This window comes from Adlercreutzia rubneri (genome assembly GCF_009755265.1).
Classification (GTDB): domain Bacteria; phylum Actinomycetota; class Coriobacteriia; order Coriobacteriales; family Eggerthellaceae; genus Adlercreutzia; species Adlercreutzia rubneri.
Window position 1 is genome coordinate 130912 of record NZ_WPOO01000005.1, and the last position, 19220, is coordinate 150131.

General features: G+C 65.8%; 16 protein-coding genes. 7 read left to right on the forward strand and 9 right to left on the reverse strand.

Annotation, left to right across the window (positions count from 1 at the left end):
• Positions 1-60: 60 nt before the first annotated feature.
• Positions 61-1671 (forward strand): L-serine ammonia-lyase, iron-sulfur-dependent, subunit alpha, encoded by a 1611-nt coding sequence (gene sdaAA, locus GO707_RS04720; RefSeq protein ID WP_278571809.1) that lies wholly within the window; start codon positions 61-63, stop codon positions 1669-1671.
• Between the two features lie 75 nt (positions 1672-1746).
• Here sdaAA and GO707_RS04725 read toward each other — a convergent pair whose 3' ends face one another.
• Entirely contained in the window at positions 1747-4149 is a 2403-nt protein-coding gene (locus tag GO707_RS04725; RefSeq protein WP_157012309.1) for an ATP-dependent helicase, read from the reverse strand.
• Positions 4150-4348: 199 nt separating this feature from the next.
• Here GO707_RS04725 and GO707_RS04730 point away from each other — a divergent pair, with 199 nt between their 5' ends.
• The gene (locus GO707_RS04730; RefSeq protein WP_157012310.1) at positions 4349-4711 is read left to right on the forward strand and encodes a hypothetical protein; all 363 of its coding nucleotides are present in this window, start codon (positions 4349-4351) and stop codon (positions 4709-4711) included.
• 2 nt (positions 4712-4713) lie between these two features.
• Here the strand turns inward: GO707_RS04730 and GO707_RS04735 are convergent, their stop codons facing one another.
• Together GO707_RS04735 and GO707_RS04740 are read right to left on the reverse strand one after the other, a co-directional pair.
• Positions 4714-5073 (reverse strand): YccF domain-containing protein, encoded by a 360-nt coding sequence (locus GO707_RS04735; RefSeq protein WP_157012312.1) that lies wholly within the window; start codon positions 5071-5073, stop codon positions 4714-4716.
• 7 nt (positions 5074-5080) lie between these two features.
• Positions 5081-5392, reverse strand: coding sequence for a hypothetical protein (locus tag GO707_RS04740; protein ID WP_157012314.1), 312 nt, complete (start codon positions 5390-5392; stop codon positions 5081-5083).
• Positions 5393-5512: 120 nt separating this feature from the next.
• On the opposite strand from GO707_RS04740, the gene GO707_RS04745 reads away from it, so the two are divergent.
• Complete coding sequence (locus tag GO707_RS04745) at positions 5513-6304, forward strand: TatD family hydrolase (protein WP_157012316.1); 792 nt, start codon at positions 5513-5515, stop codon at positions 6302-6304.
• A 43-nt stretch (positions 6305-6347) separates the two neighbouring features.
• A complete protein-coding gene (locus tag GO707_RS04750; protein WP_157012318.1) occupies positions 6348-7091 on the forward strand; it encodes a TlyA family RNA methyltransferase in 744 nt (247 codons plus the stop codon).
• 72 nt (positions 7092-7163) lie between these two features.
• Here the strand turns inward: GO707_RS04750 and GO707_RS04755 are convergent, their stop codons facing one another.
• Together GO707_RS04755 and GO707_RS04760 are read right to left on the reverse strand one after the other, a co-directional pair.
• Positions 7164-8213 (reverse strand): aspartate-semialdehyde dehydrogenase, encoded by a 1050-nt coding sequence (locus GO707_RS04755; protein WP_157012320.1) that lies wholly within the window; start codon positions 8211-8213, stop codon positions 7164-7166.
• Between the two features lie 177 nt (positions 8214-8390).
• Positions 8391-9668, reverse strand: a complete 1278-nt coding sequence (locus tag GO707_RS04760) for an aspartate kinase (RefSeq protein ID WP_022740370.1) — start codon at positions 9666-9668, stop codon at positions 8391-8393.
• Positions 9669-10050: 382 nt separating this feature from the next.
• Here GO707_RS04760 and GO707_RS04765 point away from each other — a divergent pair, with 382 nt between their 5' ends.
• Both GO707_RS04765 and GO707_RS04770 read left to right on the forward strand, forming a co-directional pair.
• Positions 10051-11049, forward strand: coding sequence for a zinc dependent phospholipase C family protein (locus GO707_RS04765; protein WP_157012322.1), 999 nt, complete (start codon positions 10051-10053; stop codon positions 11047-11049).
• Positions 11050-11056: 7 nt separating this feature from the next.
• Positions 11057-12217: a trimeric intracellular cation channel family protein gene (locus tag GO707_RS04770; RefSeq protein ID WP_157012324.1), complete on the forward strand. Its 1161-nt coding sequence runs from the start codon at positions 11057-11059 to the stop codon at positions 12215-12217.
• A 169-nt stretch (positions 12218-12386) separates the two neighbouring features.
• On the opposite strand, the gene GO707_RS04775 is transcribed toward GO707_RS04770, so the two are convergent.
• From GO707_RS04775 to GO707_RS04785, 3 genes are all read right to left on the reverse strand, one after another.
• Positions 12387-13016, reverse strand: a complete 630-nt coding sequence (locus tag GO707_RS04775; RefSeq protein WP_335878758.1) for a DUF47 domain-containing protein — start codon at positions 13014-13016, stop codon at positions 12387-12389.
• 18 nt (positions 13017-13034) lie between these two features.
• Positions 13035-14090, reverse strand: coding sequence for an inorganic phosphate transporter (locus GO707_RS04780; RefSeq protein ID WP_335878759.1), 1056 nt, complete (start codon positions 14088-14090; stop codon positions 13035-13037).
• Between the two features lie 342 nt (positions 14091-14432).
• Positions 14433-15869, reverse strand: coding sequence for a response regulator transcription factor (locus tag GO707_RS04785; RefSeq protein WP_157012326.1), 1437 nt, complete (start codon positions 15867-15869; stop codon positions 14433-14435).
• A gap of 201 nt (positions 15870-16070) precedes the next feature.
• On the opposite strand from GO707_RS04785, the gene GO707_RS04790 reads away from it, so the two are divergent.
• Positions 16071-17753, forward strand: a complete 1683-nt coding sequence (locus GO707_RS04790; RefSeq protein WP_335878760.1) for an FAD-dependent oxidoreductase — start codon at positions 16071-16073, stop codon at positions 17751-17753.
• A gap of 610 nt (positions 17754-18363) precedes the next feature.
• Here the strand turns inward: GO707_RS04790 and GO707_RS04795 are convergent.
• Complete coding sequence (locus GO707_RS04795) at positions 18364-19038, reverse strand: MBL fold metallo-hydrolase (RefSeq protein WP_157012328.1); 675 nt, start codon at positions 19036-19038, stop codon at positions 18364-18366.
• Between the last annotated feature and the right edge of the window lie 182 nt (positions 19039-19220).

The window sequence follows — 19220 nt, forward strand, 5'->3', positions numbered from 1 at the left end:
TTCTTCGATGAAATGAAGCCCTGAACTGCTCTGCGGATGGGAAACGCGAAAGGAGCTCTTGTGAAAACCTATGGTCTGAGGGACATTATCGGCCCCATCATGGTGGGACCGTCCAGCTCGCATACGGCGGGGGCTTTGGCCCTCGCCTCCATGGCGCGGAAGCTCTTCGGCGAGCAGCCCGAACGCGCCGTCTTCACCCTGTACGGCTCCTTCGCCGCCACCGGATCCGGCCACGGCACCGACAAGGCGCTGGTGGCCGGCATCCTGGGGCTCGCGACCGACGACCCGCGCGTGGCCGACGCCTTCGCCCTGGCGAAGGCAGCCGGCGTGCAGGTGGACATCGTCTGGGACACGACCACCGAGGTGGCGCACCCCAACACCGTGGACATCCGCTGCGAGAGCCGCGAGGGGCGCACCCTGGAGATGCGGGGCGTCTCCATCGGGGGCGGCGCGGCGGTCATTCGGCGTATCAACGGCATCGACGTGGACATCACCGGGGAACGCACGAGCGTGGTCGTGCACCAGCGCGACGAGCGCGGGGTGCTCGCCCACATCGCCGGCGTGCTGGCCGGCTGCGGCATCAACATCGCCAACGCGAACCTGCACCGCACGGCCAAGCGCGGCGACGCCTACACCGTCCTTGAGACCGATAGCGCCGTGGATGCGAGCGTGCGCGAGCTTCTGATGGACCACCCGGACATCATCAACGCGCGCGTCGTACCCGCCACCTGCGCCGGCGACGGCGAGGAGGTGCCCATGCCCGAGGATGCCGAGGAGCGGTTCGCCCGCTGGGACTACGCATCCGGCGAGGAGCTTCTGGCGCTGTGCGAGCGCGAGCACGTCACCATCGCCCAAGCCTTCCGCGCCCGCGAGGAGGCGCTGTGCGCCAAGCAGGGCACCGAGGCCGGCATCGACGCCTATCTCGATCGCGTTCTGGAAGTGATGGGCAACGCCGCCACCGAGCCCTTGGGCAACCCGCAGCCCTCCGTGGGCGGCCTCATCGGCGGCGAGGCGGCGAAACTGCGGGCGGCCTTGGAAGATGCCGATCCCCGGCACCGCTTGGTAGATCCCCTGGCGGCCCGGGCGGCCCAGTACGCCCTGGCGACCCTGGAGACCAACGGGCGCATGGGCGTCATCGTGGCCACCCCCACCGCGGGCTCGGCCGGCGTGCTCCCCGGCGTGCTTCTGGCCCTGCGCGACGAGCGCGGCTTCTCCCACGACCAGCTGCGCGAGGGCATCCTCACCGCCGCGGGCCTGGGCTACCTCATCGCCCGCAACGCCAGCGTGTCCGGCGCCGAGGGCGGCTGCCAGGCCGAGGTGGGAAGCGCGGCGGCCATGGCGGCCGCGGCGGCCGTCGCGCTTGCGGGCGGTGCCCCCGACCGCTGCCTGGCCGCCGGCGCGAACGTGATGATGTCGCTGCTCGGCCTGGTATGCGACCCGGTGGGGGGCCTTGTGGAAGTGCCCTGCCAGAAGCGCAACGCCACGGCGGCCTCCGTCGCCTTCGTCAGCGCCCAGATCGCCCTTTCCGGCGTCCAGAACCTCATCAGCTTCGACGAGGCCGTGGCCGTCATGGACGAAGTGGGCCGGGGCCTTCCCCCCGAGCTGCGCGAGACGGCCCTCGGCGGCATCGCCAAGGCCCCTTCCGCCTGCGCCTTCTGCGCGGGGTGCTAGGGTAACGCGACAGACGCTTCCAGCACGGCGGCCCAGATCGACGCGATCCGGGCCGCCGTCTTTTTGGCAGGGCGCCTACCCGATCTTCACAATGGGGGCGTAGTCTTTCAGCAGTTTCTTGGTCTGGCCGGTCTTGGCGAACTTGACGTGCAGGGTGTCGCCGTCCACCTTCACGACAGTGCCGCGGCCGAAGGTCTTGTGATCCACGGCGTCCCCGGCGGCGAAAGTGGCCCGGGCGCCCTCCTTCTTCCCCGCGTTCGGGTTCGCCCCCGCACCGATGCGGCCCGAGCCTGCGCGGGATGCGCCGCCGATGCTGCCCGCCGCACGCCCCGTACCCGTGGCCGCGCGGTACTCGGCGAACGAGCGACCCTGAGCGCCCGAGGCGCTCGAGCGACCGAACACGCGGCCCTCCCCCGCCTCGGTGCCCGAGCCGGCGATGCCCCGGCGGCTGCCGCGCTTCTCCCAGCCGGTGCCGGAGAAGCCCGCCGAGCCCAGCCCGCTCGTCTGGCGCAGCTCCGAGGGGATCTCCCCGATGAAGCGGGAGACGGGGTTCGCGTGGGTCTGGCCGAAGATCTGGCGCTGCTGGGCGCAGGTGAGGCAAAGCCGCTTGCGGGCGCGGGTGATGGCCACGTAGGCGAGCCGCCGCTCCTCTTCCACGGCCGCCGCGTCGCCCACGGAGTTCATGTGGGGGAACAGCGTCTCCTCCATGCCGGCCACCCAGACGCAGTCGAATTCCAGGCCCTTGGAGGAGTGCACGGTCATCAGCGTGACGGCCTGACCGTCCTCGGTCACCGTGTCCAGATCGGTGCGCAGGCGCACCCATTCGATGAAGTCGGCCAGCGAGTCGCCGCGCAGCACGCGCACGGGCTCGACCGACTCGTCCTCGCCCACCGTCGGCGCGGCGAAGTCGGACTCCTCCGCATCGTGGGTCTGCACGAACTCGTCCACAACGCCCAGAAACTCCTGGATGTTCTCGACGCGCCCGCGCGCCTCGTCGGTGCCCTCGTCCTGCAGGGCGCGAATGAGGCCGGCCTTGTCGATGATCATTTCCACGACCTTGCGCAGATCGCCCCCGTAGGTGGCGCCGTCCTTGATGACCTGGATGAACTCCCCTACGGCATTGCGGGTGGAGGCGCGGATGTCCGGATCGACCACCGCCAGCTCGGCCGCCGTGAGAAACGGCATGTTCATCTCGCGGCCGTACTGGTCGATGCGCTCGATGGTGGTCTTGCCGATGCCGCGGCGCGGCACGTTGACGACGCGCTTGGCCGCGATGTCGTCGGCCGGGTTCATCACCAGCGTGAGATAGGCCATTACGTCGCGGATCTCGGCGCGATCGAAGAAGCGCGTGCCCCCGACGATGCGGTAGGGCACGCCGGCGCGCAGCAGCATATCTTCGAGCATGCGCGACTGGGCGTTGGTGCGGTAGAACACGGCCATGTTGTTGTAGGAGGTACCCTCACTGCGGCGCCGGTCGATCTCCCCGGCGATCCAGCGGCCCTCGTCGCGCTCGTCGGTGGCCAGATACACCGAGATCTTCTCCCCGTCGCCCGAGTCCGTGAACAGGCGCTTCTCCTTGCGGTGCTGGTTGTTCGCGATGACGGCGTTGGCCGCCGCCAAGATATTGCCCACGCTGCGGTAGTTCTGCTCGAGCTTCACCACCTTGGCCTCGGGGTAGTCGCTCTCGAATTCCAAGATGTTGCGCAAGTCGGCGCCGCGCCACGAATAGATGGACTGGTCGTCGTCGCCCACCACCATGATGTTGCGGCGCTTGGCGGCGAGCAGCTGGGTGATGGCGTACTGGGCGCGGTTGGTGTCCTGGTACTCGTCCACCATGAGGTAGCGGAAGCGATCCTGATAGGCCTCGCGCACGTCCGCGTGGTTCTTCAGCAGCAGGTAGCCGTACAAAAGAAGGTCGTCGAAGTCGAAGGCGTTGGCTGCGCGCAGGCGCTCCTGCAGCCGCTCGTACACGCGCTCGGCCACCTTCCCCACCGGGTCGTGCGCGTCGAAGTTACCGGGGGTAACGAGGTCGTTCTTCGCCTGGGAGATGCGGTTCATCAGCTGGTTCACGGGAAAGCGCTTCGGGTCGATGTTCAGCTCGGCCATGATGTCCTTGTACAGCCGCTTCAAATCGTCCGTGTCGTAAATGGTGAAGTTCTTCGTGAAGCCCAGCCGCTCGGCGTCGGCCCGCAGCATGCGCACGCACATGGAGTGGAAGGTGGACACCCACATGCCTCGCGAGCGCGTGCCCACGAGCTGCGCCAGACGCTCGCGCATCTCGGCGGCCGCCTTGTTGGTGAAGGTAATGGCGAGAATTTCCCAGGGGGCCGCCAGATTCTGCTCCAGGATGTTGGCGATGCGGTAGGTGAGCACGCGCGTCTTGCCGGACCCGGCGCCGGCCAGCACCAGAAGCGGGCCTTCCGTGGTGACGACCGCCTCGCGCTGGGGGCCGTTCAAGGTGTCGATGTCGATGGGCATGGGCGCTCCTGTTTCTTTCACTTCTTCGACAGACAGCAAAGCGGTTGGCGACAATGCGCCAACCGCGCCGTTTTGAGATCGCTGAATGGGTCACCATAGGATACAACAAGGTCGGGCCGCGGGAGGAGAAGCCGCGGCAACCCACGACAGAAACACGCGAACGCACACAGCGGCGCAGGCGCCGACGAGAGGAGCAGCCATGGGCGAGCACAAGCACAACGAGCACGAGAAATCGCATAAGCACCCCGAGACCTTCGCCGAGCGCGACCCCTTGGCCGCGGAAGAGCCCGACGTCCTGGAATCCTCCGCGAGCGACCCGGAGTTTCCGGCCATGCAGGAGTTCGAGGTGGATCGCGGAGGCCCGAAGGCGAACACCCGCAAGCACCCCGGGCTCATCTGGATCATCGTCGCCGTCGTGGCCATCATAGGGCTCTGCATCGCGTTCGCCGCCGCCGGCGACTGGATGAACCCCACTCAGGCCGAGAAGGTGCAGCAAACCGAGTTCGAGGAGCAGACCGTCCCCGAAGACCTCGGCGCCAACGAGAACCCGGAAGCGGCGTAGCCTCACACCACCTTCGCGCCGAACGGCAGCAGGGAGAGCTTCGCCATTTTGAAGCACTGCAGGCCTACGGGGATGCCGATCACGGTGATGCAGTAGGCCACGCCTAGGCACGCATAGGAAAAGGCCATGGGCAACCCGGCCAAAATCAACCAGAAGATGTTGGCTATGAGCGACGGCGCACCTCCGCCGTAAACGATGGTCTTGCCGAAGGGCGCCAGCGTCAGCGATGCCATCTTGAAGCACTGCCGCCCCAGCGGAATGCCGATGATGGTGATATAGAACAACAGCCCCGCCAGACACCACCAAATCGCCGTGAACAGTCCGCCGAAAATGATCCAAATTATGTTCGCGATGGTGGACATGAGACCATTATGCCACGACGAGGGTCTCTTCCTCTACGACCAGCTCGGAACAGCGGCGGGCGTCGAGGCGGCGGTTGCGGAAGTAGACGAGCCAGTTGGCGGCAATGCAGATGACGTTGATGAAGTAAACGGCGAGTACCCAGTTCAAATTCCCCGAAACGAACTTCGCCGCGATGCCGGCGAAGTAGCCGGCGGTGATGAGGGCGATGAACTGCCAGCTGGTGCCAACGGCCGTGCCGGCCTTGTAGTTCTTGTACGCGTTGAGGGGCCAGGACAGACCAAAACAAATGAGCATGACCGCTTCGAGCAACTCCGCCATGAGAACGTGATCGCTTCCTTCAAATCGAGTTCGTGCATGTGCGGATCATGATTGTAGGACGCATGGCCGCAGAGTGCAGCACCCTTCACAGCAATACGACAGAATGCTAAGCTTTGGCCCATGAATCAGCTCTACGACATGCACTGCCACATGGGGTTCGCCCCCTCCCCTATCGCAACGGCGCAAGAGGGCGCGGCTGCGGGCATTGGCGCATTTTCCTGCACGGTGGCACCCGACGAGTACGAGCGGCTCCTCCCCATCCTGGCCGACGCGCCCAATGTGGCCCTCGGGCTGGGGGCGCATCCGTGGTGGATCGCCGATGGGCGCGTGGGCGAGGTGGAGCTGGATCGGTTCTGCGAGCTGGCGCGCGCGACGCGCTTCATCGGCGAGATCGGGCTCGACTTCGCGGGGCCGCGCGATACGGAAGAGAGCCGCGTCCGGCAGACGGGCGCCTTCGCGCGCATTCTCGCTGCTTGCGATCAGCCCGTAGCGCCCTCGGCGGCGGGCGACCTCGCTTCGAAGCTCATCTCAATTCATGCCGTCAATGCCGCCGCCACGGCGCTCAATCTGCTCGAAGCGGCTGGAACCCTCGCGCGCCACCAGGTGATCTTCCACTGGTTCTCGGGCGCCTCCGATGACTTGCATCGGGCCATCAAGCTCGGCTGTTTCTTCTCCGTGGGGCCGCGCATGCTGGCCTCGCGGCGCGGGCGCGAGTACGCGCGGCAGATTCCCGTGAGCCAGCTGCTCCTGGAGACCGACATGCCCGCACGCGCTGGCGACAAGCTGCCGGCCGAGGTCTGGCGCGCCGAGCTGGACAACGCCCTTTCCGGCATCGCGCAGCTGAAGGGCATCGACCGCGCAAACCTTGCGGAGCGCATCGCCTCCACAAGCCGCGAGCTGCTAATGCCCTAGAGAGCGCGAACGAAGGGCGCCGACCTCGCGTATAATGGTCGCCATGAACGCAAAGCTCAAGAAAATACGCCTGGACGACCTGCTGGTAGAGCGGGGGGACTTTCCCGACCGCGCGGCCGCGCTGCGGGCCGTCATGGCGCGCGAGGTGCGCGTGGACGACGTCTACGCCACGAGTGCCGCGATCAAGGTATCGCCCGCAGCCGACATTTTCATTCGCGGACGCAAGCAGTTCGTCTCCCGCGGCGGCAAGAAGCTCCAGGGGGCGCTGGACGCCTTCAGGCAGCGCGTCGACGGTATGAACTGCCTGGACATCGGCTCGTCCACCGGCGGCTTCACCGACTGCCTGCTGCAGGCCGGCGCCGCGCGCGTGGCGGCGCTCGATGTGAACTACGGCCAGCTCGCCTGGAAGATCCGCCAAGATGCGCGGGTAGCCGTCTTCGAGCGCACCAACATCAAGGACGCCGACCCGGCCGCCCTCGGCGCCCCCTTCGACCTCATCGTCATCGACGTGTCCTTCATCGGCCTGGCGGCGCTCGCCCCCCTCTTCCCCCGCTTCAGCCGACCGGGCACCATCTTCATCGGCCTGGTGAAGCCGCAGTTCGAGTCGGCCCACGACGAGACCGACCGCGGCGTCGTCCGCGACGAGGCCGTACGGCTGCGCACCGTGGAAGAGGTGAAGGTCGCCCTCGCCGCCGCCGGGTTCGCCGCAACCGGCGTGGTCGAGTCCCCCATCACCGGCCCCGAAGGCAACGTGGAATACCTCGTCCGCGCCGTGTACCAACCATAGAAAACGGAGCCCCAGGTGGGGCTCCGTCGGGGATCCTTCGACTTGCTTCGCTCGCTCAGGATGACGCTTGTTCTACGGCAGAAGCAGTTGGGCGATCTGCACGGCGTTCAAGGCCGCGCCCTTGCGGATCTGGTCGGCCACGTCCCAGAAGGCGATGCCGTGGGGCACCGTCGGATCCTTGCGCAGGCGGCCGACGAAAGTGCCGTCGGTGCCGGCGAGCAGGCCCGGCATGGGATAGCACTTCTGCTCCGGGTCGTCCATGACCTCCACGCCCGGGGCCTCCTCGAGCGCCGCGCGGGCCGCTTCCACGGTCACCTCGTCGGCGAACTCCACGTTGATGGACTCGCCGTGGCAGCGCAGCACCGGCACGCGCACGCAGGTGGCCGCCACCTCGATGTTCTCATCTCCCATGATCTTCTTGGTCTCGACGACCATCTTCCACTCCTCTTTGGTGGAGCCGTCGTCCAGGAAAACGTCGATGTGCGGGATGGTGTTGAAGGCGATGCGGTGGGCGAAGGCGGAGATCTCCAGCTCGTCCTCGGGGGTGCCGTCCAGGAAGGCGCGGGTCTGGTCGTACAGCTCGGCCATAGCGGGCGCGCCGGCGCCGGAGGCGGCCTGGTAGGTGGACACCACGACGCGCTTGATGGGCGACAGATCGTAGAGCGGCTTCAGCGCGACGACCATCTGAATGGTGGAGCAGTTCGGGTTCGCGATGACGCCGGAATGCCACGCCACGTCCTGGGGGTTCACCTCCGGCACCACCAGCGGCACGTCCTCATCCATGCGGAAGGCGCTGGAGTTGTCGATCATGACGGCGCCGGCGGCCGTGACCGCCTCGCGCATGGCCTTGGAAACGCCCGCGCCGGCGGAGAACAGCGCGATATCGACGCCCTCGAAGGACTCCGGCGTCATCTCCTGCACCACAAGCTCGCCAGCCGGCACCTGGCCGCAGCCGTCGAAGGGCACCTTCTTACCCGCCGAGCGCGCGCTCGCCAAAGCCCGCACCTCGGACGCGGGAAAGTCCACGTCGTGCAGCACGCGCAAAAACTCCTGCCCCACCGCGCCCGTCGCTCCCGCCACGGCCACCACGGGGTTTGCCGGCATTTCCTTCGTCCACGTCATGTTGGTTCTCTTTCTCTTCTTGAATGGGTATCTTACTGAGCCGGGAGGGGCGACCAAGGTCGCCCCCTACGGGGTTTTGCGGTGCGAATATCTCACCTGGTCGGGAGGGGCGACCAAGGTCGCCCCCTACGAGATAAGCTAATAGCAGGTTCGCCCAAGGAAGTCAGCGGCGGAACATCAACGCCCTTTCTTCATCTTCGCGGCGATCTCTTCCGCTGACAGTTGGGTTTCCACGAACACGTCGTCGGAGTCGAGGCCGAAGGCGGTGTGCAGGCATTGGACGGCCTGCACGGCCTGGGCCGCGTCCACGATCATGGACAGGCGAATGGGCGACGTGGAGATGGCCACGATGTTGATGTTGTTGTCGCCCAGGGTCTGGAACGTGCGCGAGGCCACGCCCGGCGAGGACTTCATGCCCGTGCCCACGAGCGACACCTTCGCGATGTCCTCGTCGACGATGAACTCGCGGGCGCCGATCTCCGGCACGATGCGCTCCATGGTCTCCTTGGCGCGGGGCAGATCGGCCCCGGGAGTCGTGAAGGAGATGTCGGTGAAGCCGGCCTCGGACACGTTCTGGATGATCATGTCCAGGTTCACGTTGGCAGCGGCCAGCGCCCCGAACACGCGAGCGGCCACGTTCGGCGCATCGGGCACCTGGCGGATGGTCACCTTCACTTCCGACGTGTCGCTGGCGATGCCGGTAATGACGGCTTCTTCCATTTCGTACTCCTCCTTGACATAGGTTCCCTCGGCCTCCGAGAACGCGGAGCGGGAATGGATGACCACTTTCCATTTGCGGGCGAACTCCACCGCGCGGCTCTGCAGCACACCCGAGCCGGCGCTGGAGAGCTCCAGCATGTCGTCGTAACAGATGGAATCGAGCTTGCGGGCCCGGGGCGCGATGCGCGGGTCGGTGGTGTAGACGCCGTCCACATCGGAGTAGATCTCGCAGACGTCGGCATTAATGCCCCAGGCGATGGCCACCGCCGTCGTGTCCGACCCGCCGCGACCGAGCGTGGTGATGTCGCCGTTGGCGTCGATGCCCTGGAATCCGGCGACCACGGGAATGGCGCCATCGTCCAGCGCGTCTAAGATGCGCTCGTTGTGCACCTTCACGATGCGCGCCTTGTTGTGCGTGCCGTTGGTCTCGATGCCCGCCTGGCGGCCGGTGAAGCTGATGGACTTGTAGCCCAAAGCCTCGATGGCCATGGCCAGAAGCGTCATGGAAACCTGCTCGCCGGTGGACAGCAGCCGATCCAGCTCGCGGGCCGGCGGCGCCGTCGTGATGGCGGAGGCGAGCCCCATGAGCTCGTCGGTGGTCTTGCCCATGGCAGACACCACGGCCACCACCTCGTCCCCGCGCTGGCGCATGCCTACCAGGCGCTTGGCGACGTTTTTGATGCGCTCGGGGGAGGCAACCGACGTGCCCCCGAATTTCGCGACGATCAGAGCCATTGCGCTTGCTCTCCTTCGATACGGAACTAGTCGAAAATGCAAGTGGGCACCACTATAGCAAAGTTGCAAGGTCAATGAGGGCGAGCGCAGCCCGTACGGGCGCATCTTCGGTCGGAATGCCATCAGCGGCCACGGGCGGCGAGCGGCCATCCGGCCCCGGGGATGCCGACCACCCCGCCGAGGCACCCCCGGCCACCCCGCCAGGTGACGCCGGCCAGCTCGCCAAAGGAGCACCGTCTGCTCCGTCTACCTAGTATGTCGGTTTTCCGACGGACGACACCCACCGTCCGCTGGCGGCCGCACCATTGTTTATGATGGCCTGTGTACCTATCATGATCGCTTTGCATTCAACATCGGGCAACGCCATCGGAGAGGAGAAGCCATGCCGGCCATCATCACGCACGACCTGTTCGGGAAAGACGTGTACGGCAAGACCTTCGATACCATCGGAGGTTCCCGCGATGCGGCCGAGGCCTTCCTTTTGGGCAACCAGGGCCCCGATCCTTTGTTCTTCGTCGCGCCCGATCCGCGCTACCGCCGCGTGGGAAAGCTGGCCTCGACGCTGCATCGGGCGCGCCCGGCGGAATTCCTCGTGGCCCTGAAGAGCGCTGTGCGCGAGCTGCCGGCGCAGGAGCGCTCCATCGGACGCGCCTACGCGCTGGGCTACGTATGCCATTACCTGCTGGACAGCATGGTGCATCCGCTCATCATTAGCCAGGTCGATGCCTTGTGCGGCGCTGGCGTGGAAGGCCTTACGGCCGAGGACGCCCACGAGGTGCACGCCGTTATCGAGACCGAGCTGGACGAGCTTGTGCTGACGGCCAAGCGCGGCGAGACCGTGGCCACCTACCACCCCGCCACCTCGGTGTTGCGCGGACGCGACAGCATGTTGGATACCGTGGGCCGCCTGTACGCCGGAGCCGTCGACGACGCCTTCGGCCTCACGATGCCCAAAACCATGTTCAAAAGCGCCGTGCGAGCCGAGCGCGCGGCCCAGCGGGCCCTCTACTCCCCCACCGGCGCCAAGCGCGCCGTGCTTTCCGCTGCCGAGCGCCTCGTGCGCCCCCACGCCATGACCGGGGCCATGAGCCACCGGGCCGCCGAGCGCGCCACTTCCGCCTTCGCCAACGGCGAGCGCGCTCCCTGGCGCCATCCGGCCACCGAGGCCGTCAGCCGCGCCAGCTTCTGGGATCTGTACGACCAGGCGCGCGCAGGCGCCCTGAGCGCCATTAAAGTCATGGACGCCGACGACTTCGATCTGGCCGCTTCCCACCGCCTCACCGCCGATGTGAACTTCTACGGCGAGCCCGTGGTGGCCCTCGTCGTGGCTGTGGAAGACGCCGCGGCCGGCGACGACGTCCCCGACGTGCGGAATCGGTAGGAACGCCATGACCCTCGAGACCGCCTTCGACCTCCCCTTCTGGTTCGAGTTCGCCGCTACCGTGACCGGCGGCCTGTCCGGCGGCATGTCCGCCGTGCGCGCCCGCTACGACATCTTCGGCACCGTGGCCATCGCCTGCATCACCGGCATGGGCGGCGGCATCATCCGCGACATCCTGCTCCAGAACTACGGCCTGTACGCCTTCCAAAGCCCTTGGTTTCTCCTGTCCTGCGCCCTTGCCGGCGTGGCAGTGTTCTACTTCGGCAAGCTGGCCACCTACCTGGACCCCATCGTCGACCTCCTGGACAACATCTCGGTAGCCCTGTGGGCCATCATCGGCGCGTCGAAGAGCCTCTCGGCGGGCCTTACCGTCATCCCCTCAGTAGTGCTCGGCACCATCACCTCCATCGGCGGGGGCATCTCCCGCGACGTGCTCATGAACCGTCCGCCCGTCGCCTTCCAAACCGGCCCCATTTACGGCAGCGCGGCCCTTATCGGCTGCATGGTCTACTGCCCGCTGAAGGCCAACGGCATCCTGCCCGACACGGCGGGCATCCTGTGCGCCGGCCTCATCATGGTCCTGCGCTACCTGTCCCTCATCATGGGCTGGCGCACCAAGCCGCCCCGCGACTACTCGGACACCGTGGTGGAAAGCGTGGCGCGGCCGATGCGCTTCATCGCGCGCAAGGTGCACGTGCCCATGGGCAAGACGGCCCGCGAACGCCAGGGCACGACCAAGTTCGACCGCTTCAAGAGGAAGGGCAAGAAGCTTTACGACCGTCTGAGCGGCCGTTGGATGGACGACGACGGCGAGCACTTCCAACCCACTGTGCTCATGGACAAACTGGTGGTGCCCTTGGCCGACGAGGACGAGCACGTCGCAGAGCCGGCCCCCGATCCCTCCGATCGCCTGTTCGTCGACCGCGACGAGCTCTATCGCATCATCGGCCTGGAGCACGAGCCCCGTCGCACCGGCCCGCAAGCAGCGGTGAAGGATTCTGCCGCGGATGCCCAGGACACAGAAGATGCGGGAAGCGAGAAAAAGGAAGGCGTGGAAGGCGCCGACGCGGATGCGGCACGAAAAGCCGACGACGAGCCGGCCTTCGACCCCTTCGAACCGCAAACCCCCGACCCGAAGAAGCCCCAGCACAACCCCCCCGCGACCTAAAGAAACGCCGCTAAACCCGAACATCTGCCATCCCCCGCAGGGGCCGCCCCGACCGCCCCCCGTAGGGGCCGACCTTGGTCGGCCCTCCCAAGCCCGAACATCTGCCAATGCAGAAAGGGCGGCGCAAGCGCCGCCCCTACGGAGGTATACCGATTGCCCGACCCCGACCTTACATGTTCTTCAGCAAGATAGTGCTCATAAGATCGGCGGTGTGCTCGCAGGCATCGCAGCAGCTCTCCATGAAAGCGTACAGGCGCGACCACTTCAGCACGTGCATAGGCTCGTCGGCGTGGTTCACATGCAAGTTGCGGATGACCTCCACGTACAGGCCATCGGCCTCCTCCTCGTTGTCGGACACCTGAATGACGAGCTGCTTGAAGTTCTTCGACTTCTTGAAGTTGCGGAAGTCCTCCATGGCGGCATCCACAGCCTTGCACGACTTGCGGATGAGCGTGGCGAAGCGCAGCGCGTCCTCGGGAATCTGATGGATGTCGAACATGTAGAAGTACTGCAGCACGTCCTCGATCTCGTCGAGGATCTCGTCCAGCGCGCCGGCCAAGGCCACGATGTCCTCGCGGTCGAACGGCGGCATGAAATCGCCACCGACATGCTTGTAGATGTCGTGGTTGATCATGTCGCCCGCATGCTCGATCTCGTGGGCCTCGTCGAGCACCTCGCGCAAGGCCGCCGCGTCGGTGAAGTTCTCCATGGCGCGCAAAAGAACGCTCGCCTCTTGCACGGCCAAATCGGACAGCTCTTCGTAAGCGTCGAAGTAATCGTACTTGTGTTTCTTGGCCACTGGAATTCCCTTCTCGCGTTACAGGATCATAAGGAACAATTTGGCGCAGGCGAAGCCCAGGATGCCGCATCCGGGGAAGGTGAGCACCCAGGTCTTCACCATGTCGATAGCGATGGACCACTTCACGGACTTGGGGTTCTTGGCCGCCCCCACGCCCATGATGGCCGTCGTGTTGGTGTGCGTCGTGGAGACCGGTAAGCCGCCGAAGGTGGCGAGCATGAGGCTCACGAAGGTGGAGAGACTGGCGGCGAAGCCCTGGAACGACTCGAGCTTCACCATGTCCATGCCGACGGACTTGATGATGCGCTCGCCGCCCACCGCGGTGCCGAAGCCCATATTGAAGGCGCAGAAGATCATGAGCCACATGGGCATGGCCACGCCCGACAGATCCATACCCATGCCGGCGGTCATCATGATGGCCAGCATGAAGATGGACATGAACTTCTGGCCGTCCTGGGCGCCGTGCATGAAGGCCACGCCGGCACCGGAGCAGATCTGCGCCCACTTGAAGAACGAGTTCGCCTTCTGGCGGTTCACATGGCGGCACAAACGCCCGATGAGCTTGTAGTTGAGCCAGCCCAGTCCGAAGCCGAGCAGCGTCGAGAGCAAAATGCCGTAGATGACCTTCATCCACTCGGCCCCGTTGATGGCGTCAAGACCTCCCTGGACGGCAATGGCCGCGCCGGTAAGGCCGGCAATGAGCGAATGGGACTGAGACGTGGGGATGCCGAACCACCAGGCCGCCGCGCCCCAGACGATAATGGCGACCATCGCCGCCATGAGCGCCGTCAGGGCCTGATGGGAGTTGCCGCCGAAATCCACCATGGAGAAGATGGTATGGGCCACCGCCGTGGAGACCAGCGACACAAGCAAAAGCCCCAGGAAGTTGAACACCGCCGCCATGATGATGGCGTGGCGCGGCTTCATGGCCCGGGTAGAGACCGCCGTGGCGATGGCATTGGGCGCGTCCGTCGCGCCGTTCACGATGATAACGCCGATATTAAGCAGGGTCACCACCAGAAGGATGGGGTTCTGCATAAGCTCGGAGAGGAAAAAGGTCCACTCGATGGTCACGAAGTTCCTTCCAACTGACGATCACGCGCCGTAAAAAGCGCAGTAGATAAAGTTTACCCTATGTCGCTCCGTCAGCGGCACAGACCCCCATGTTTTTTTGATAGCGTAAGAATTCGCCACCGCCTCCGAAACGCCCGAGCGAGGAGGCAAGCCGGACATCCCCGCAGCTCGGGGTGGAGGTTCCTCCGTAGGGGCGGGCTTCAGCCCGCCCGAGCCCGCGACGGCCCATGGCTTGCGGGCGGGCTGAAGCCCGCCCCTACGGCAATGTCCCAGGGCCCCTACGGGAGGCGACCGTATGCGGAAGACGCCTGGGAGAAGACGATCCGCTGGCCGACCGCCCCTCTACGAGAGCGTCTCCGCCTCGGCTTCGCAATCGACCAACAGCAGCAATTCCGCTTGGGAATGAACGCCCAGCTTCGCATACAAGTTGCGCATGTGGGTCTTCACCGTCGACTGGCTGACTACCAACTTCTCGGCGATGTAGGGAGCTCGATAATTGCGGGCCAGCAACGCGAATATCTCGCGCTCACGCGGGGTCAATTCGAAGCGATCGGCCAATACCGCGCACGCGGCCTCGGTATCGGGAAGAGCAGCCGGCGCCTCCGTTGGTCGGGAACGCTGGGCGGCGGTCCCCTCGCGAAGCACCATCAGCAGCGCGAGCACGCCCGTGCCGACGAACGACGCCACCACGATCACCACGCAGAGGGCCGCATAGGGCGACGGCGCCAGCACGTCTTGCAGGGCGATGAACACCGCCCGCGCGCCGATCATGAACGCGAACACCCCATAGGCCGGCGCCGGGGACACCGTTCCTTCCTTGCGCGTCGGAAACAGGAAGGGCGCCATCATCACATAGAACAGCACTACTTTGTAGGTGGAGTCGACGATCATGAAATGCAGGGGCCACAAATCGCTGACCATCTGAGCCGTGTATAGCGACAGAAACGACACCGGCACCACAACCAGGTCGAAGACGAGGACGAACGCCCGATTCCACGCGAACCGGACGATCAGCGCGATAACGGCGGCTCCCAGCAGGATGCCGCAGCCAATGGCCGCCTGCATGGCAAGGCCCGCACCGGCCTGCTGCAACGGCATCCACGCCTGAAGAGTCGAGGTAGTGGTGCCCCGTGAAAGCAACGGTATGCACAACAGCCCCACGGCCGCCACCCAATCGCGCCGCGTGCGGCACGAGAACGCGGGCAGCGCCACGGCAAGGGATGCGCGGCGCGGCGGAGCATCGATAGGGCGAAAGGCCACAAAAGCAGTCCCGCCCGCAACGGCCACCGCCACGAGCACCGGCGAGGCGAAAGCAGTCGGCACGGCAGCCAAGACCAGCGTGGCCACGCCCGATACCGCGCAGGCCGCCGCTATCACCACGGCGGCGCGACGGGCGCCCAAAGGCAGCAGCCGCTCGCTCCACAGCACCACCAAAAGCCCCGTGGCCATCCGGTACACCACGCGAATGGCGAGCATCGTCGGCGACGAGAAGGAGCTCCCCTCCAGCACGAGCCAAGCCGACACCGCCGCCAGTACCGCCACAACGATCCGCACCGCCGACGAGGCGCCCAGTGCCGGGCGGCCGCGGGCGGCACGCCACCCCAAGCCGGCAATGAGCGCCGCCTCGGCTGCATAGGGCAATGGCGCGAACATAGAGAAGCTGACCACGTGGGCCACGGGCATGCGCTGGATTTCCAATACCATGAGGGCGCACGCCACGCCCAACACGGCTAGGGGCGTTCCCCTCCAAGAGAACGCGCGCGAGCAAGTAGATGTCATCGATAAAGTTCCTCCCGCCTCGTTATATCAGAAAAACAGTATGAGTCTAGGCGATTTCCCCTACTTCATACCGTTTGTGGTAGGCGCTTCAGGGTGGCAGTCGGCTACGTTGGAAGGGCGCATCAACCGCCCGGTGCCCGAGAAGGTCGCTCGGTGATGCGATGCGCCTCACGACCGCATAGTTTGAAAGGAGAGGGAGTCGTGGAACTGAACCGTCGAGACTTTTTGAAGGGCGCTCTGGCTGTGGGAGCCGTCAGCGCCGCCGGTGCCGGCCTTGCCGGCTGCGCCCCGAGCGCCGACAACCCCCAGACCGCCGAGACGGGCGGCATCGAGTACCCCGCAGGCCTGCAGGAGAGCGACTTCAAGGAGTCGCCGGTGGAGCTCGCCCCCATCACCGAGTTCGCCGATGAGAAGACCTACGACGTCGTTGTCGTGGGCGCCGGCACCGGCGGCGTGCCCGCAGCCCTGTCGGCCCTGGAGGAGGGTGCCACCGTGGCCGTGCTGCAGAAGGAGAGCAAGCCCATCTCCCAGGGCGGCACCTGCTCCGGCGTGCTGCTGGACGAGAGTGACGAGCAGGGCGTCATGAACTACATCCAGGGCTTTTTGGAGGACTGCGGCTGGCGTGCCGATCGCAAGCTGGCCGAGACCTACGCCAAGTACTCCGGCGAGGCCATCCGCTGGACCCAGGTGCGCACCGCCGAAGCGGGCTTCCCGCCCTACACCGTGCGCCCCACGGCCGTAGCCGAGTACGAGGACGGCTCGAAGTGCGCCCGCCGCTCCATCATGTTCGGTCCCAAACCCTACAACAACGGCACCATGATCGAGCACCTGTCCGATCTGGCTGCCGAGCGCGGCGTGGAGTTCTTCTTCTCCACCCCCGGCGTGCAGCTGATCACCGACGAATCGGGCGCCGTCACCGGCGTCATCGGCAAGAGCGGCAACGACTACATCAAGTTCAACGCCACCAAGGGCGTGGTCGTGTCCACCGGCGACTACCAGAACAACCAGAGCCTGGTGGAGCGCTACTGCCCCGACGTGAAGGACTTCGACCGCAAGCAGAGCGGTAAGACCGGCGACGGCATCCTGATGGCCATGGCCATCGGCGGCGGATTCGTGCCCGTGGGCCACACCCACATGATGCACGACTTCGACTCGGGCCCCATGTTCGACGAGCCCTTCCTGACTGTGAACGAGAACGGCGAGCGCTTCATGAACGAGGACTGCGTGTTCGAGGAGATCAACTGCGTGCTGCGCAACCAGCCCAAGCCCGGCTGGTACTCTCAAATCTTCGACAACGACTATGTGGCCCAGGTCACCGAGTGGGGCGGCAAACCCACCGAGCCGGAGAACATGCAGAAGTACATGCCCGACGTGGAAATGGACCGCTCGCCCGAAAGCGGCAACGCCGTCATCGAGGGCCTCATCGACACCTACTGCTGCGACACGCTGGACGAGCTGGCCGGCAAGCTGGGCATTCCGGCTGACGCGCTGAAGGCCTCCGTCGAGCGCTACAACGAGATGTGCGATGCGGGCTTCGACGCCGACTTCGGCAAGCAGGTGAAGTACCTGAAGAAGATCGAGAAAGCGCCGTTCTGGGGCATTCACAAGCACGTGCGCGTGTCGGCTCTGTGCGCCGGTGCCACGGTGAACGAGAACTACCAGGCCACCCGCACCGACGGCTCGGTCATCCCGAACCTGTGGATCACCGGCTTCGGCGCCGGCCAGCTGTGCGGCGCCCCCGACTGGTCGATGTACCAGGCCGGCATGTCCGCGGGCCACTGCATCATGAGCGGCCGCATCTGCGGTATCCAGGCGGCCACGGGCGGCAAGCTGGAGGCCATGGCCCCCATCACCGAAGCCGACGTGGTGGCTGTTTCCGCCTAGCCCACCTCACCCTCGCAAAAAAGGGCGGGGTCCGACTCCCTCAGGATATCGGATCGCGCCCTGCGAAAAACGTACCCCTCCCCCATGCGCTCCGCCCCTCCCGGCGGGGCGCTTTTCCGTGGAAGAAGCTTCCTTTGGCGAAAATCTGCCCCGATTTCCGGTTCTCCACGTTTACGGGCCCGTTGCGCGGTGGAAAAACGGAAACCGGGGCAGATTCCGGGCGCGGAAAGGTGGAAATCGGGAAATTGCGCCCTGTTTCGGAACCCAGGGCCCCCGGAGGCCCGAGAGAGGAAGCAGCCGCCGCATCTCGCAGATCACGACGCCGTACGGAGGGCGGCCGTACGTAGGGGTAGCCGTACCTAGGGGCGGGCTTCAGCCCGCCCGAGTCCGCCCGAACCCGCCCGAGCCCGCGACGGCCCATGGCTTACGGGCGGGCTGAAGCCCGCCCCTACGGCAATGCCCCAAGGTCCTGCGTCCCGCCCGTGGCTCGCGGGCGGCCTGAAGCCCGCCCCTACAAATTTCCCCCCTGCAAATCCTCCCTGAAAATACCTCCTGGCAACATCTTCCGGGGGGATCTCCTTTGGGAACGGCTCCGAGGGTGGAGTCTGCCCTATTCCGGGTCGCCGTAGAGGGCGAAAACGCGGCGGCGCTCGGCGCCGATGGTGGTGAGGTTGTTGTGGCCGGGAAGAACCGCCGTATCGTCGGGCAGGGCCGCGAGCTTCTTCAGGGAAGCGCGCATGTCAGCCATGGAACCGCCCTCGAAGTCGGTGCGCCCGATGGTGCCGGCGAACAGCGTGTCACCGGAGATGAGCACCGGCAGCCCCTTGGGATGGTTGCCGAACTGCGGAATGTTGAACAGGCAGATGGAGCCAGGGGTGTGGCCCGGGGTTGCGATGACCTTCCATTTCATGTTCCCCACTTCCACGACATCGCCGTGAGAGACCGTGCGATCCACCGGGCACGGCACGCCGCGGGTGGAAAGGTCCTCGTCGCGGGGCTCCTCGATGAGCGGCGCGTCTACGGCCGAAGCGATGACGGGCGCGCCCGTGGCCTTACGCAGCTCGGCGGCGGCGCCGGTATGGTCGAAGTGGGAATGGGTGAGCACGATGGCATCCAGTTTGCGGTCGCCCAAAGCCGCGAGAATCTTGTCGGCCGAGCAGCTCGGATCCACCACCATGGTGCCCTCGCCGTCGGATACGATGTACACGTTGTTGGCGAGCACGCCCATGACCATATACTCGACATCGACGCACAATCCGCTGATCTCATACAAATCCGTCGCCATAGCTCAACCTTTCTTGAATACTATATTGAAAGCAACTGGAAGGGGAGGCGCCGGGTACCTTGATTCGCTCAAACAGTCCTCGCTGGTATCGAAGGCGTCAGGGCTTACTTCTCCCCTTCTCGCTGCGCCTTCGGTACCATCTGCGGAACTCACTCGGTCAAGGCACCCGACGTCTCCCCACA

Coding starts and splice junctions, on each gene's coding strand:
- GO707_RS04725 (WP_157012309.1), bottom strand. CDS start 4,149: ATGCCCATCGACATCGACACCTTGAACGGCCCCCAGCGCGAGGCGGTC.
- GO707_RS04730 (WP_157012310.1), top strand. CDS start 4,349: ATGGGCGAGCACAAGCACAACGAGCACGAGAAATCGCATAAGCACCCC.
- GO707_RS04735 (WP_157012312.1), bottom strand. CDS start 5,073: ATGTCCACCATCGCGAACATAATTTGGATCATTTTCGGCGGACTGTTC.
- GO707_RS04740 (WP_157012314.1), bottom strand. CDS start 5,392: ATGGCGGAGTTGCTCGAAGCGGTCATGCTCATTTGTTTTGGTCTGTCC.
- GO707_RS04745 (WP_157012316.1), top strand. CDS start 5,513: ATGAATCAGCTCTACGACATGCACTGCCACATGGGGTTCGCCCCCTCC.
- GO707_RS04750 (WP_157012318.1), top strand. CDS start 6,348: ATGAACGCAAAGCTCAAGAAAATACGCCTGGACGACCTGCTGGTAGAG.
- GO707_RS04755 (WP_157012320.1), bottom strand. CDS start 8,213: ATGACGTGGACGAAGGAAATGCCGGCAAACCCCGTGGTGGCCGTGGCG.
- GO707_RS04760 (WP_022740370.1), bottom strand. CDS start 9,668: ATGGCTCTGATCGTCGCGAAATTCGGGGGCACGTCGGTTGCCTCCCCC.
- GO707_RS04765 (WP_157012322.1), top strand. CDS start 10,051: ATGCCGGCCATCATCACGCACGACCTGTTCGGGAAAGACGTGTACGGC.
- GO707_RS04770 (WP_157012324.1), top strand. CDS start 11,057: ATGACCCTCGAGACCGCCTTCGACCTCCCCTTCTGGTTCGAGTTCGCC.
- GO707_RS04785 (WP_157012326.1), bottom strand. CDS start 15,869: ATGACATCTACTTGCTCGCGCGCGTTCTCTTGGAGGGGAACGCCCCTA.
- GO707_RS04795 (WP_157012328.1), bottom strand. CDS start 19,038: ATGGCGACGGATTTGTATGAGATCAGCGGATTGTGCGTCGATGTCGAG.